Annotated in this window: 12 protein-coding genes and 1 tRNA gene; 5 read left to right on the forward strand and 8 right to left on the reverse strand. The window is 62.0% G+C overall.

Annotation, left to right across the window (positions count from 1 at the left end):
* Positions 1-18: 18 nt before the first annotated feature.
* Positions 19-552, reverse strand: coding sequence for a GNAT family N-acetyltransferase (locus tag NCT32_RS08040; protein WP_061120388.1), 534 nt, complete (start codon positions 550-552; stop codon positions 19-21).
* Between the two features lie 377 nt (positions 553-929).
* Between NCT32_RS08040 and NCT32_RS08045 the strand changes: the two genes are divergently transcribed.
* The 3 genes from NCT32_RS08045 to NCT32_RS08055 all read left to right on the forward strand — a co-directional run bounded on the left by NCT32_RS08045 (position 930) and on the right by NCT32_RS08055 (position 5,174).
* Positions 930-1,958, forward strand: a complete 1,029-nt coding sequence (locus NCT32_RS08045; RefSeq protein ID WP_061120389.1) for a DUF1839 family protein — start codon at positions 930-932, stop codon at positions 1,956-1,958.
* A 1,014-nt stretch (positions 1,959-2,972) separates the two neighbouring features.
* Entirely contained in the window at positions 2,973-3,719 is a 747-nt protein-coding gene (locus tag NCT32_RS08050; RefSeq protein ID WP_014191659.1) for a Crp/Fnr family transcriptional regulator, read from the forward strand.
* A gap of 33 nt (positions 3,720-3,752) precedes the next feature.
* Positions 3,753-5,174, forward strand: a complete 1,422-nt coding sequence (locus NCT32_RS08055; protein ID WP_061120402.1) for an undecaprenyl-phosphate glucose phosphotransferase — start codon at positions 3,753-3,755, stop codon at positions 5,172-5,174.
* A gap of 57 nt (positions 5,175-5,231) precedes the next feature.
* Here the strand turns inward: NCT32_RS08055 and rpiA are convergent, their stop codons facing one another.
* The 6 genes from rpiA to rnr all read right to left on the reverse strand — a co-directional run bounded on the left by rpiA (position 5,232) and on the right by rnr (position 11,498).
* Entirely contained in the window at positions 5,232-5,921 is a 690-nt protein-coding gene (rpiA, locus tag NCT32_RS08060) for a ribose-5-phosphate isomerase RpiA (protein ID WP_061120390.1), read from the reverse strand.
* Between the two features lie 65 nt (positions 5,922-5,986).
* Positions 5,987-6,382, reverse strand: coding sequence for a SirB2 family protein (locus NCT32_RS08065; protein WP_061120391.1), 396 nt, complete (start codon positions 6,380-6,382; stop codon positions 5,987-5,989).
* An 11-nt stretch (positions 6,383-6,393) separates the two neighbouring features.
* Entirely contained in the window at positions 6,394-7,194 is an 801-nt protein-coding gene (locus NCT32_RS08070) for an N-acetylmuramoyl-L-alanine amidase (RefSeq protein WP_061120392.1), read from the reverse strand.
* A 41-nt stretch (positions 7,195-7,235) separates the two neighbouring features.
* Positions 7,236-8,135 (reverse strand): HNH endonuclease, encoded by a 900-nt coding sequence (locus tag NCT32_RS08075; protein ID WP_086961402.1) that lies wholly within the window; start codon positions 8,133-8,135, stop codon positions 7,236-7,238.
* 51 nt (positions 8,136-8,186) lie between these two features.
* Positions 8,187-8,930, reverse strand: coding sequence for a 23S rRNA (guanosine(2251)-2'-O)-methyltransferase RlmB (rlmB, locus tag NCT32_RS08080; RefSeq protein WP_061120393.1), 744 nt, complete (start codon positions 8,928-8,930; stop codon positions 8,187-8,189).
* A 102-nt stretch (positions 8,931-9,032) separates the two neighbouring features.
* Positions 9,033-11,498: a ribonuclease R gene (gene rnr, locus NCT32_RS08085; RefSeq protein ID WP_061120394.1), complete on the reverse strand. Its 2,466-nt coding sequence runs from the start codon at positions 11,496-11,498 to the stop codon at positions 9,033-9,035.
* Between the two features lie 243 nt (positions 11,499-11,741).
* Between rnr and NCT32_RS08090 the strand changes: the two genes are divergently transcribed.
* A tRNA-Leu gene (locus tag NCT32_RS08090) sits at positions 11,742-11,828 on the forward strand.
* A 353-nt stretch (positions 11,829-12,181) separates the two neighbouring features.
* Positions 12,182-13,402 (forward strand): MFS transporter, encoded by a 1,221-nt coding sequence (locus NCT32_RS08095; RefSeq protein WP_061121115.1) that lies wholly within the window; start codon positions 12,182-12,184, stop codon positions 13,400-13,402.
* Positions 13,403-13,447: 45 nt separating this feature from the next.
* Here the strand turns inward: NCT32_RS08095 and NCT32_RS08100 are convergent, their stop codons facing one another.
* Positions 13,448-13,918 (reverse strand): helix-turn-helix domain-containing protein, encoded by a 471-nt coding sequence (locus tag NCT32_RS08100; protein WP_143756429.1) that lies wholly within the window; start codon positions 13,916-13,918, stop codon positions 13,448-13,450.
* Between the last annotated feature and the right edge of the window lie 30 nt (positions 13,919-13,948).

Consider the following 13,948-nt stretch of genomic DNA (forward strand, 5'->3'; position numbering starts at 1 on the left):
TTGCGTCGCTCGTGGCGCTTACAGCAACTCGTACGTGGTGGCGCGCTCGCTCGGCGCGAACCGCGCCTTGCCCGTGCCGGACGTCTCGCGCGGCTGACGGCTCTTTCTCGTCAGACCGATGTAGGGCATGCCATGCTCGAGGAACGGGCCTTCGGTCTTGCGAAAGCCGAACGCCTCATAGAAGCCTCGCAGACTCACGGGCGCGCTCAGGCGCACGCCGCGGCCGGGCCAGCGCTCGGCGGCCACCGCCAGCACGCGTTCGATCAGAGCGTGCGCGGTGCCATCGCCACGACGCAGCGGGCTCGTCAAGATCTTGTCCACCACGACCTCTGGATCTTCCGCATCGCCTTCGTGAATGCGTGCATAGGCGAGCACGGGCATCGAGCGGCTCATGTCTTCGGCGGCGAATACATGCGTACCGGTTTCGTCGCGGCCATCCGGATCGAGATGGACATGCGACTGTTCGACGACGAACACCGCACTGCGCGCGCGCAAAATCAAATAAAGCTCACGCGCAGTGAGTTGTTCGAAATCCAGGGTTTTCCAGTTCATCGATTATCTCCATGCTTTACCGGTAATTGCCGGCGTTACGACGATTGAACGTTACGTGCCGGCCCGCCCGGAATCAGTGCGCCATCGCACCGACCCACGCCTCGCGCGCCTTTCAAATAAGCTCGACCACACGCAAAAAGGCGTCCCGGGGAAAAAGACGCCTGCCCGACGATCGACACGACCACGCAACAGCCCTTCGATGCGGGCGGCCGCGCGCGTTCGCATGGCGTCGATAGCGCTCGCGTAATACGGCACCTTCATGGGAAAATCACAATGCATACCGCCATCGAACGCGACAGAGACGCACAACGAAAAGGACACTCGCTCGGACGCGCACGCGGTATCGAACGCCGGCCCTGCCGGCCCGAGGTCACGGCATGAGCGCGTTCCATACGAGCGGTGTGACGGATTCAGGCGCAAGTCGTTCCCGCGTCGTATCGCTCGATCCTTTACGCATGCGTGCGCGGCGCCATCATGCGCATGCGCTGCATCGCGGCGAGCGCATCTGGCGCGAGGCCGTCGCGCCCGTCGATCTGTGGATTGAAATCCTGCACGGCAACGGGCTCGAACCGCGCGCCGCGCTGGCCTTCACCGTTGCTCAGGACTTCGAAGCCGATCAGTTCACGCTCGGCAAGCTGCCGCTGGACGACATCGAAACGCTCTATGGCCTGCAAGTGCAGGAGCTTTCCGTGTTCGATTCGCTCGAAGAGCGCGCACTCGTGCAGACGCGCCGCGCGAACATCGTGCTCGTCGAAGTGGATGCGTTCTTTTTGCCCGACATGCGCACGGCGTCGTATCACCGCGAACATGCGAAAACGACCATCGGCATCGATGTGATCGATCCCGACGCGCGGCGTCTCGGCTACTTTCATCACACGGGTTATCACCTGCTCGACGGTGACGATTACGACGGCGTACTGCGTTCTCAGGCGACGCCGCAGCCCGCACTCTTTCCGCACGTCGAATTCGTCAAGCGGGTACGGGAACCGGTGTGCGGCACGCCGCTCGCCGAGGCCTCCGCCGACGCGCTGTGCGCGCATCTGTTACGGCGTCCGATGCACAACCCCATCGCGCGCTGGCGCGCTGCCTTTCCCGAGCATGTCGATACGATGATCGCGCGCGGCGAATCGTACGCGCGCCTTTACGCGTTCAATGTGATGAGACCGCTTGGGGCCAACTTCGAATTGCTCGCGCATTACCTGCAATGGATGCGCGAACAAGGCTTCGACATTCCCGTTCAGACGCACGCGGGCGCACGAAAGATCGCAAGCGAAACGATGGTCATGCAATGCCGGCTCGCGCGTGCGCTGTCGCGCGGACGTCACGAGCTTTGCGAGGCATCGTTCGACGCCATCGAGGACGCGTATGAACGCGTTATTCCTCCGCTCGCGAATATCGTGTGTTGACCGAATGCGGGCGCAATCGCATTACGCGCCGATTTGTATAAGCAAACGCTTGCCGCTTAAACATATTCGAACCGCTAATTCAAGGGGTTTTTCACTCGCTTACCTGAATTGTGAAGTCGGTTCGTGACGTCGTTATGTCTTCACTGCAATTCGGGCGATGGGCTTTTTGCATGCTTAAATCGGTGCCGCATGAAATTGTCCGCGATGAAACATTTCCGGGCACCGCGCCTCGCATGGTCCAGATGTATCTCAAAGTATCGATCCGACGAAATGCGCGCAAACGTTTGACGAAGAAACGCCGTCGCTCGCGGCGCCTGACAGGTTAGCGCAAGCCCTGTGTGAGCCATTCCGCGTGCGGTTGAGCGCTCGGTGCGCGTGCACATGCGAGTCCCCGCGCAGCGGTTTTTCACTTCGTGCAAGCGACGCATCCTTTCCGCTTCATGAAGCGCCTCGCGGCAGACTTTTCCGATCGCCCGCGATGCCCCGTCTGGCAAGGCTCCGGGGACAATCGAGCGCTGGCGAAAATGCCGGGCGTTAGCAAGCCCGCAAGGGCGATGGAACATGAATGAATCATTTTCAATTGTCCCTACGAAAGAAGGTGTGCTGTCGAGGGGATGTCGACCTGTGAGGCCTGTCGCACGGTGATTGCAAAACCCTGAACCGCCAAACGGGGGGATTGCGCTGATGAAACGTATCGGTGCCCGCGCCCATTCCTAAGACCACCGATGTTCAAGACTGAAACAAAAACGCCGCGCTGCGCTGCAATACAAAAACTGCCTTATTTATGAGGCCCCGCCAGCATTGCGATTGCGCGCATTGGCACGGTCCTCGCTAATAGAGTCGCGCAACCCGAAAAAACGCGAAACAACAAATTCAATCCACGCGTGAACGGGCGGCTACGGGGCTGGCGAGATGCTTCATCGACGGGTTCGCTACGAGACCACAGTCGAAAACGATCACGCCAGTAAATAAAAACTGAAGCGCAACGCGCGAAGTTACGAGAGAGAACAAATCATGCTGACCCTCCAGTCCGACCTGCACGGCAACCATCTGCTTGGCGCACTTCCGGCCCACGAATGGCAGGCGCTCACGCCGCATCTCGAACTCGTGCAACTGCGCACCGAGCAACTGCTGTGCGACTCGGGCCAACGTATTCACCACGTTTATTTCCCGACGACGGCGATCATCTCGCTGCTGCATACGATGGAAGACGGCGGCTCGGTCGAGATCGCCGCGGTGGGCCGCGAAGGCATGACGGGCGTGCCCGTGCTGACGGGGGGCGAAACGATGCCGACGCGCGTGCAGGTGCAGTGCCCGGGCTTCGCCTATCGCATGAGCGCGCAGGCCCTGCGCGAACAGTTCGGCCGCTCGGACTTCCTGCGCCGCCTGATGCTGCTCTATATGCAAGCGCTTCTCACGCAGGTCGCGCAGACGGCCGCGTGCAACCGGCATCACTCGTTGAACAAGCAACTTTGCCGCTGGCTGCTGATCGAAATCGATCGCACCGCGTCCAACGAGCTGCAAGTCACGCAGCAACTGATCGCCGACATGCTCGGCGTGCGCCGCGAAGGCGTAACCGAAGCGGCCGGCAAGCTTCACGACGCGGGTCTCATTCATCACAGCCGCGGCTGCATCAAGGTCGTGGATCGCGAGGGACTCGAAGCCCGCGCCTGCGAGTGCTATGGGCTCGTCAAGCGAGAGTTCGACCGACTGCTCCCGCGTCTTCGTGCAACCGAGGCGGCCTCTGCCTCCAGTGTTTAACGGCTTGGATTAATGCAAGAAAAAAATCACGACTTGTTTTCATGGCTGGCACGTTGTCTTGATGTCTGTCTCATCATCGCGGGCGGATTGATCGCGCATGACGTACGCTTTTCCTCGCTCGATTTCAGCGATATCGAAAGGCTTCTGATCGCGTTCAACTCCGCACTCGCTCTTCTGCTTTTCCCGGCTTTCGGCGTGTACGAGACCTGGCGCGGCAAGCCGTTCGCCATGATGCTGGCGCGCGTCACGCTGGCGTGGATGGCGGTGGTCGCCGCGGGCCTTCTGCTCGCGTTCACGCTGCATCGCATGGATACCGTGTCGCGGCTGTGGTTCGCGTATTCCACGCTCATTTCCGGCGCGCTCATCATCGCGGCGAAACTGCTGGCGTATTCAGCCTTGCGCCTGATGCGCGGGCGCGGCCTGAACCAGCGCACCGTGGCGATCGTCGGCGCGCAAGGCTTCTCGCGCACCTTGCTCGCGCATCTGTGCAGCACGCCCGAGCAGGGCTTCACGCCCGTGTGCGTGCTGGACACGACCGGGGACGCGGAACTGCATGCGACCGGCGCAGGCGGCGTGAACGCCCCGACGACGGCAATCGGCATGGGAGGCAATCGTTTGCCCGTGCTGAACGACTTCGACGATCTCGTGGACAAAGTGCGCGCCGAAGGCATCGACGAAGTGTGGCTCGCGCTGCCGCTGTCGCAGGAGCACACGATCTACCGGTTCGTGCACGCGCTGCGGCACGACTTCGTGAATCTGCGGCTGATTCCGGATACGCGCAGCATCTCGCTCTTCAATCATTCGATGACGGATGTCGCCGGACTCGCGACCATCGACCTGACGGCGTCGCCCGTCAATTCGTTGCAGATGTGGCCGAAGATGCTCTTCGACCGCCTCTTCGCGGCGACGGCGCTCCTCGCGCTGTCCCCTCTGCTGATTGCGATCGCGATCGCCGTGAAGACGACGTCGAAGGGTCCGGTGTTCTTCACGCAACATCGCAAGGGCGCGGACGGACGGCCGTTTCGTATCTACAAATTCCGCTCGATGGGCGTGCATCGGGAGCACAAGGGTCACGTGACGCAGGCGACGCGCAACGATCCGCGTGTGACGAAGGTCGGCGCGATTCTGCGGCGCACGAGTCTCGACGAGCTGCCGCAGTTCCTGAATGTGCTGTTCGGGCACATGTCGGTCGTCGGTCCGCGCCCGCACGCGCTCGAGCACGACGATCTCTACAAGGACCTCGTCTACGGCTACATGTTCCGCTACCGCATCAAGCCTGGCATCACGGGTTGGGCGCAAGTGAACGGCTATCGCGGCGCGACGGAAAAAGTGGAGCAGATGCAGAGCCGCGTGAAGTTCGACCTCTTCTACATCCAGAACTGGTCGTTCTGGTTCGACATCAAGATCGTCGCGATGACGATGTTCAAGGGATTCATCGGACGCAACGCGTACTGATCGATTCAGCAGCAGAAAGCGCGGCACGCCCACGTCGGGCTGCCGCGCTTTTTGTCTTTACTTGTAGTCGATCCGCTCGACGCCCGTTTCGGTGCCGAGCAGACAGATGTCCGCGCCGCGCGCGGCGAACAGCCCGACCGTGACGACGCCGGGCCACGCATTGATCCGTGCTTCGAGCGCGCGCGGATCGGTGATCGACAGGCCCTTCACGTCGATGATTTCGTTGCCGTTGTCGGTGATGAACGGCGAGCCGTCCTTCGTCACACGCACGATCGGCACGCCGCCGAGCGCCGCGAGCTTGCGGCCGATCGCGGTGCGGGCCATCGGCACGACTTCCACGGGCAGCGGGAACGTGCCCATCACCGGCACGCGCTTGCTCGAATCGGCGATGCACACGAACACGTCCGCCACGGACGCGACGATTTTCTCGCGTGTGAGCGCGCCGCCGCCGCCCTTGATCATCGCGCCGCTCGCGTCGATTTCATCGGCACCGTCGACGTAGATCGAGAGCGTCTCGATGTCGTTCAGATCGAACACCTTGAAGCCGTGCGATTCCAGTCGCGCAGTCGTCGCGAGCGAACTCGACACCGCGCCGCGATAACGCGCCTTCGACTTCGCGATGGCGTCGATGAAACAGTTGGCCGTCGATCCGGTGCCGACGCCGACGATCGCGCCTTCCGGCACGTTCGCGTTCACGTAGTCGGCTGCGGCCTGGCCGACGAGTTGCTTGAGTTCGTCTTGAGTCATGGGAGCGGTGCTGCTTATCGGTGAAAAACGGAATTTTATCGGAGCGCGCGAGGCGCATCCTCCGATCATGCCATCGCGCGCAGGAAGCCGAGCGGATCGTGCGAGCGCGCGACCGATGCGATGAACGCGAACACGATAATCGCCAGAACGCCATACACGGCGCGCGCGCCCTTCGTGCGACCGCGCTTGAGCGCAAACGTGCCGAGCACGACATAGACGACGAGGCCCGCGATTTTTGCGCCGAGCCACGCGGCGTTCGCGGAGAAGCCGATGATCGCGACCAGCGCGATGGCGCTTGCGAGCAACAGCGTGTCGACGATGTGCGGGAGGATTTTCGTCGCGCGCGTCGTGAGGAGCCGCGAATTCGTCAGCATCCAGATCCAGCGCAGCACGAAACCGGCGATGGACACGCCCGCGCAGATCATGTGGAGCGCGCGCAGCGGCAGAAAATAGTCGCTCATCGGGCTTCCTTTTAGTTGGAGAAGTACTTGTCGAGCAAGGCTTGGGCGATGGCGTCGCTTTCCGCGTCCGCATTGCCCGCGTAGTCCGACGGACGGAAGTGCATCTGGAAGGCGCTGAAAACGCGGCGTGTCTTCTCGTCAAGCACGCCGTCGGTCGCGATGTCGTAACCGTAGCGCTTCAGCTTTTCCTGCAGCGCGCGCACGTCGCTCGGCGCTTTGGGATCGCGTCCGGCGAGATGTGCGGCCACGGTTGCGTCGTCGGGCCATGCGCCCACGCCGGCATCGTATAGCGCTCGCCACGGAAAAAGCGGGCCCGGGTCGATCTTGCGTTGGGGTGCGATATCGCTATGGCCGACGACTCGCGTCGGCGGGATCCGGCAGCGCGCGACGATATCGCGCGAGAGTTTGATGAGCGCGTCGATCTGCTCGGGCGGATACGGCTGCCACTTGCGGTCGCCGCCTTGTTCACCGATAGGCCCGAGGTTCACATTCTCGATGCCGATCGAGGAAGCGTTCAGTTCCGTCGCGCCTTGCCAGGAACTCACGCCGGCGTGCCAGGCGCGCTTGTCTTCGGGCACCAGCTGATAGACGACAGGCTCGCCCTTTTCGATGCGGGGGGCGTCGGGGACCACGTAATGCACGCTGACCTGATCGCCCGTGAGCACCGCGAGCGATCGTGTCTCGTCGATCTCCGTGTAGTGCATCACGAGGAAACGGACGCGGGAGTCGGCGTTTTTGGCGTGATACCGGGTGTCGGCGATGTAGGTGCCGCGGTCGATCTGGGTGGTGGTGCAGGCGGTGAGGATGCACATCGATATCGATGCGGCTAAGCCGAGCGCTTTTCTTATGCCTATCACGATTGCCCTTCCCGGATCGATCGCACGTGCATCCAGTGAATCTGCAGCGCTTCGCGACTTGGTCGTTGCTGAGGATGCTTCGGCAAACGAAGCAAACGTCCTTCGAGCGAGGCGTATTCGCTTTCTCGCAGCGCTGGAGCGATCGACACTTCGTGAGTCAACGGATCGATCGCGATCAACGCGCGGTCGTAGAGTGTGTGCAAGTCGGCGCGCAGCAAGAGTCCATTTCGGACGTCGTTGGTTTCCGGGCCCATGTAGCCGCAGATGTGAGCGGCTTCGAGAACCTGTGGGACATCGCAGCCCGTTAGCGCGCAACGCTGTTCATAGGCATTGAGCAAGGCCTTGCGGAACGCGGGCTGCCCTTGACGCATGACGATGGCGGAGAGTGTCTTTTTGCGGGCATCTTCGATACTCGAGGGATTGAAAGCTCCGCTTGCTTCGACTTGCGCCCCCGCCTCGGTTTCGGCCTTGATTTCGGCCTGCGCGGGCCTCTCGGCTTCGCGCCGCAACGTGAAACTCGTGGGCATCGAGCCTTGGTGCGAGACGTATTCGAAGGAACCTTCGTACTTGAATCCAGCGCCCGGGTACTCGTACTTTCTCGTGCGATAAAACAGCAGAAGCTCGATGCCACGAAGCCGATGTTCGACGATCAACGAGTCTGAACGTCCAGCGTTCTGCCCTTGCCAGTGCAGGACGTCGCCTTCGAGCTTATCGACATACTGAACACGGTCCGGCGTTTTCGTCTCGGTGACGAACAGCAGAACCGAATCGAAACCCGCTGGGCGGAACACGCCCGTATTGATCGTCGCGTCCTGGGTATCGAGAACACCCTTCAACTGCTCGCGCGTGTACACGCTTTTTGCGGCGAGCAGATCACTAAGTCGGTTTAACGCCATGACTGATGTTCGAAGCTTCGAATTGCCGATGTGACTAGTGGACGCCGGCCGTTACTTCTTCACCTGCCTCTGCCTCACCGCCTCGAACAAGCAAACCCCGCTCGCCACCGACACATTCAAACTCTCGACCGTCCCCGCCATCGGGATATTCATGACCTCGTCGCACGTCTCGCGCGTGAGCCTGCGCATACCCTCGCCTTCCGCGCCAACGACGATCGCCACCGGGCCGTCCAGCTTCGTCTCATAGAGCGAAGCCGTCGCCTCGCCCGCCGTTCCGATCACCCACACGCCCGCGTCCTTGAGCTCGCGCAGGGCGCGCGCCAGATTCGTCACGGTGATGTACGGCACGCTCTCGGCCGCCCCACTCGCCACCTTTGCCGCCGTCGCGTTCAACCCGGCGGAGCGGTCGCGCGGCGCGATCACCGCATGCGCGCCGGCCGCATCCGCGACGCGCAGGCACGCGCCGAGGTTATGCGGATCGGTGACGCCGTCGAGCACCAGCAGCAACGGCGTGCCCGAGATGCCGTCGAGCAGTTCCGCCAGGTTCTGCGCGAGCGGAAGATCGTTCGCGCGCGCGACGATGCCCTGATGCTGGATGTTGCCCGCGAGCCCCCACAGGCGCGATTCGTCCGCCGCGATCAGCCGCACGCCCGCTTCCTTCGCGGTCCGCAGAAAGTCCTGCATGCGCCGGTCCTTGCGTGTGGGGTCGTACAGCACCTCCTCGATCGAGGATGCGTCCGCGCGCAAACGTGCGGTCACTGCGTGAAATCCGTATAGAACCTTGAGACGTGACATGACTGATTCGAACCTTCGGTGAAAACTTGAAAAGCACGACGCGGTCCGAAGCACGAAGCATCGGACCGCGCGTATTCGATGGCGACAGTATTGCGCCCCGCCCTAACGCTTCTTGCGCGCCGGCCGCCCCTGCGGCGCCGACTTCGACGCCGCACCGCGTTTCTTCGCCGCGCCAGCGCGCGGGTTTGTTGAAATCGGCGCACCCTTTTTCGTGCCGCCACGGGCGCGCGTGCCCGGCAGGTCGTCGTCGCCGAACGGGCGGATACGCGGTCCCGCCCCGCCATTGCCGACGTTCGCGGTCTCGCCCGCAACCACCGGCGGACGCGGCGCCGGCGGCTTCACCGGCGTATCGCGGACGAGCCGGAAATCGATCTTGCGCGCATCGAGATCGACGCGGCCCACCTGCACACGCACGCGATCCGACATCCGGTAGCGGATGCCCGTGCGCTCGCCGCGCAGTTCGTTCTTGATCTCGTCGTACTGGAAATAATCCGAGCCGAGTTCGGTCACGTGCACGAGACCTTCGATGAAAAGGGAATCCAGCTGCACGAAGATGCCGAACGACGTCACGCCGTTCACCATGCCGCCGTATTCCTCGCCGAGCTTGTCGCGCATGAAGTAGCACTTGAGCCACGCCTCGACATCGCGCGAGGCTTCATCGGCGCGGCGTTCGTTCGACGAGCAATGCAGACCGAGCTCCTCCCAGATCGCGACGCTGTTGCGCGCGCGGCCTCGCGCGGTGTCGTCGGCTTTCTGCATCTCGCGCGCCGCTTTGGTGAGGCCGGTGCTCAGCGATACATCGTGACCGATGTCCGGCAGATACTTCTTGCCCTGCAAAATCGCGTAGATCGCGCGATGTGTGAGCAGGTCGGGATAGCGTCGAATCGGGCTCGTGAAGTGCGCGTACGCCTCATACGCGAGTCCGAAATGGCCGATATTGTCCGGGCTGTACACGGCTTGCTGCATCGAGCGCAATACCATCGATTGCAGCATCTGGGCATCGGGCCGGTCGCGGATCTGTGCGATCAGCGCGGCGTAATCGCTCGCGTGGGGCTTGGCGCCGCCGGTCAGCGTGAGGCCGACGCCGCGCAGGAACGTGCGCAGATTCTCCAGCTTCTCTTCCGTCGGCCCGGCATGCACGCGATACAAACCCGGATGCTTGTTGCGCTTCAGGAAGTCGGCCGCGCAGACGTTCGCGGCCAGCATGCATTCCTCGATCAGCCGATGCGCGTCGTTGCGATGACGCGGCACGATCTGCTCGATCTTGCCCTGCGAGTTCACGACGATGTAGGTCTCGGTCGTATCGAAATCGATCGCGCCGCGTTTCTGGCGCGCGGCATGCAGCGACTTGTACACGCCGTAGAGATCCTGCAACTGCGGCAGGATATCGGCGCGCTTCGCCGCTTCCGGACCCTTCGTATTGGTGAGCACGGCCGCGACTTCGGTGTACGTAAGACGCGCCGCCGAATGCATCACGCCCGGATAGAACTGATACGCCTTGATTTCGCCGCGCGCCGTGATGACCATATCGCACACGAGCACGCAGCGGTCGACATTCGGATTTAGCGAACACAGTCCGTTCGACAGCTTTTCCGGCAGCATCGGAATCACGCGGCGCGGGAAGTACACCGACGTGCTGCGATCGAGCGCATCGACGTCGAGCGGCTCGCCGGGCCGCACATAATGCGACACGTCCGCGATCGCGACCAGCAGGCGGAATCCCTGACCGCGCCCGACCGCCACCGGCTCGCAATAGACGGCGTCGTCGAAGTCGCGCGCGTCCTCGCCATCGATGGTGACGAGCGGCACGTCGCGCAGATCGACGCGATGGCGGATATCCACCGGGCGCACTTCGTCGGGCAGCTTGGCGGCCGAGCTCAGCGCGGCGTCACTGAACTCATGCGGCACGCCGTATTTGCGCACCGCGATCTCGATCTCCATGCCGGGATCGTCGATATCGCCGATCACTTCGGCCACGCGCCCGAGCGGCTGCGAGTGACGGCTCGGGAAATCCGTCAGATCGACGGACACCACTTGTCCGACCTTCGCCTTCTTCGGATTTTGCGTGATGAGGATGTCGTGACCGATGCGCTTGTCTTCCGGCACCAGAATGAGCGCGCCGTTCTCGTTGACGAGGCGTCCGATGATGCGCTTGTTCGCGCGATCGGTCACCTCGACGATATGCCCTTCCGGCCGCCCGCGCCGGTCATATCCGACGATGCGCGCGAGCACGCGGTCGTTGTGCATGACCTTCTGCATTTCGCCGTTGGGCAAGAACAGATCGTCCTGACCGTCGTCGCGGATCAGGAAGCCGAAGCCGTCGCGATGTCCTTGTACGCGGCCCGCCACAAAATTCGACGGATGCGTGAGTTGATAGTGGCCGCGCTTGTCGAGGCGGATTTGCCCGTCGCGTTCCATTGCCGCCAGTCGCTTGAAAAATCCTTCGCGCTCCTGGCGCTTGATCGACAGTGCCTCGGCAATGTCGTTCGCGGCATGCGGTGTCTCGCTCGTGCGCAGCACGCCGAGAATTTCTTCGCGGCTCGGAATCGGATACGGATATTTGCTCAAGGGCGTAGTCGTGATTTTTCTCGTTGGACGGGACTTTTGCGGTGCTTTGCAACCAATAATGCGGTCATCGTTGCGGGTCATTCTAACACCCGTCTTTTCAGCCTCACGGGGCTGGCAAGCCGATACGGCGCGCCCGGCGCGTCGTTACGCGCATTGTTACGAAACGCTTGACAGGCACATTGGGGTCGCTATAATGGCGTTCTTTGCTGGACGCAAAGCAAATTTTGCAGCACACGCACCCTTGCCCAGGTGGCGGAATTGGTAGACGCACTAGGTTCAGGTCCTAGCGGTGGCAACACCGTGGAGGTTCGAGTCCTCTCTTGGGCACCAAGGTCCCTCTTTTGCGATACGCTGATTCAAGCGCATCGCACGCAAAAGCCCCACGCATCGTCGTGGGGTTTTTTGTTTCCCCGCCTTCATTTTCTATTCGATTTTCTTTCGTTTCTGATTCGGCTCTCTCCATACCGAATTGAAACTGAATCGAATCCGTATTCTCCGATTCATATCGCTCACGCGCGAACGCGGATTCGCCCGCTCGCTTAAGCAATCGATTAATCGACGGCGTACACTCGCACGGACGAAACCCCGCAACGCCCAGTCCACGCGCCTGCGGCCGTTTCGCTAATTGCTAAAACCGCACAAGCAACCCTCGCCAATCGATTATCGAATCGGAGAAACTGGCAATGAGCTGGACGCGCGAACAAAGAAACGTGACGATTGCCGCCTATTTGGGCTGGACCCTCGACGCATTCGATTTCTTTCTGATGGTCTTCGTATTGAAGGATATTGCCGCGGAATTCAATACGAAGATCCCGGACGTCGCCTTCGCGATCACGCTCACGCTGGCGATGCGCCCGCTGGGCGCCCTGCTCTTCGGCCGGCTCGCGGACAAATTCGGCCGCCGCCCTACGCTGATGATCAACATCGCGTGCTACTCGCTGCTCGAGTTGCTTTCCGGCCTCTCCCCGAATCTCACGACGCTGCTCATCCTGCGCGCACTCTTCGGCATCGCGATGGGCGGTGAGTGGGGCGTCGGATCGGCACTGACGATGGAAACCGTGCCGACCGCCGCACGCGGCGTCGTTTCGGGGCTTTTGCAGGCGGGCTATCCGAGCGGCTATTTGCTTGCGTCGATCGCTTTCGGCGTGGTGTACCCGTTCGTCGGGTGGCGCGGGATGTTCTTCATCGGCGTCGCGCCTGCCCTGCTCGTGATGTACGTGCGTGCGCACGTGCCTGAATCGCCGGCGTGGCGTGCGATGGAAAAGCGCCCGCGCCCCGGCCTCATCGCCACGCTCAAGCAAAACTGGACGCTCTCGCTCTACGCGATCGTGCTGATGACCGCGTTCAATTTCTTCTCGCACGGCACGCAGGATCTTTATCCGACCTTTCTGCGCGAGCAGCATCATTTCGATCCGCATACCGTGTCGCTCATTACGATCACGCTGAATGTCGGCGCGATCGTCGGCGGGCTGTTTTTCGGGGCGCTGTCTGAGAAGATCGGCCGGCGAGTGACGATTTTCATCGCCGCGTTGATCGCGTTGCCGGTGCTGTATCTGTGGGCATTCTCGACGACGCCTCTCATGCTCGCGATCGGCGCGTTCCTCATGCAGATCTCGGTGCAAGGCGCGTGGGGCGTGATTCCGGTCCATTTGAACGAAATCTCGCCCGATGAGATTCGCGCGACCTTCCCGGGACTCGTGTACCAGCTCGGCAACTTGCTCGCGGCGGTGAACGCGACGATGCAGGCGTCGCTCGCCGCATCGCACGGCAACAACTACGGCATGGCGATGGCGATCGTCGCGGGCGTCGTCGCCGTGGTGATCGCGGCGCTGATTTTCTTCAGCCACGAGCGCAGAGGCATCGATATGACGCGCTCCGCGCGCGAAGCAGGCGCCACGGGATAGCCGTGCCCAACGGAGACTGCCTCGCATTGCGCGGGGGCGACGCATTCAACCGCGCGATTCGGAATGCAATCCCGTGGTGCCACGCTCATGAACGCGAGGTGCCGGAAAGGCGAGCATCCGCAACAGGGAATTCGTATTCCGCGGACGCAGCGCAACGACGCCTTGCAGTCCCTTTCGATACCGGTAGACCGTCGCCTCCGACACGTTCACGCCGCGCGAAACCGCCGCGACCGACGCGCCGTGCTGCAACAGCGCCAGCGCCTGAAATTTCCGTTTGGGATCGATCCGTCCTCCGGCGGCGGCGCTCGGTGATACTTCGATCACGCGAATATCCTTGTGCAGCATTTCGAGCGCGGCCCCCTCCAGCGACGTGGAGCGATAAGCATAGCCACCATCTTCGTTGCCGAACACATAAAGCCTGTTGTCGTAGATGTAGCTTTGGTCGATCGCCGCGATCTCTCGAAATAGCGAGTTGATTTTTAGCTCCACCGGGTAAACACATTTGTTTAGGAACACTTATTCTCCTGTTGCTGCTTGTTCAGGGCA

The organism is Caballeronia sp. INML2 (assembly GCF_023631365.1).
GTDB classification, from domain to species: domain Bacteria; phylum Pseudomonadota; class Gammaproteobacteria; order Burkholderiales; family Burkholderiaceae; genus Caballeronia; species Caballeronia turbans.

Coding starts and splice junctions, on each gene's coding strand:
- rlmB (WP_061120393.1), bottom strand. CDS start 8,930: ATGTCACGTCTCAAGGTTCTATACGGATTTCACGCAGTGACCGCACGT.
- NCT32_RS08045 (WP_061120389.1), top strand. CDS start 930: ATGAGCGCGTTCCATACGAGCGGTGTGACGGATTCAGGCGCAAGTCGT.
- NCT32_RS08075 (WP_086961402.1), bottom strand. CDS start 8,135: ATGGCGTTAAACCGACTTAGTGATCTGCTCGCCGCAAAAAGCGTGTAC.
- NCT32_RS08070 (WP_061120392.1), bottom strand. CDS start 7,194: ATGTGCATCCTCACCGCCTGCACCACCACCCAGATCGACCGCGGCACC.
- NCT32_RS08065 (WP_061120391.1), bottom strand. CDS start 6,382: ATGAGCGACTATTTTCTGCCGCTGCGCGCGCTCCACATGATCTGCGCG.
- NCT32_RS08095 (WP_061121115.1), top strand. CDS start 12,182: ATGAGCTGGACGCGCGAACAAAGAAACGTGACGATTGCCGCCTATTTG.
- rpiA (WP_061120390.1), bottom strand. CDS start 5,921: ATGACTCAAGACGAACTCAAGCAACTCGTCGGCCAGGCCGCAGCCGAC.
- NCT32_RS08040 (WP_061120388.1), bottom strand. CDS start 552: ATGAACTGGAAAACCCTGGATTTCGAACAACTCACTGCGCGTGAGCTT.
- NCT32_RS08050 (WP_014191659.1), top strand. CDS start 2,973: ATGCTGACCCTCCAGTCCGACCTGCACGGCAACCATCTGCTTGGCGCA.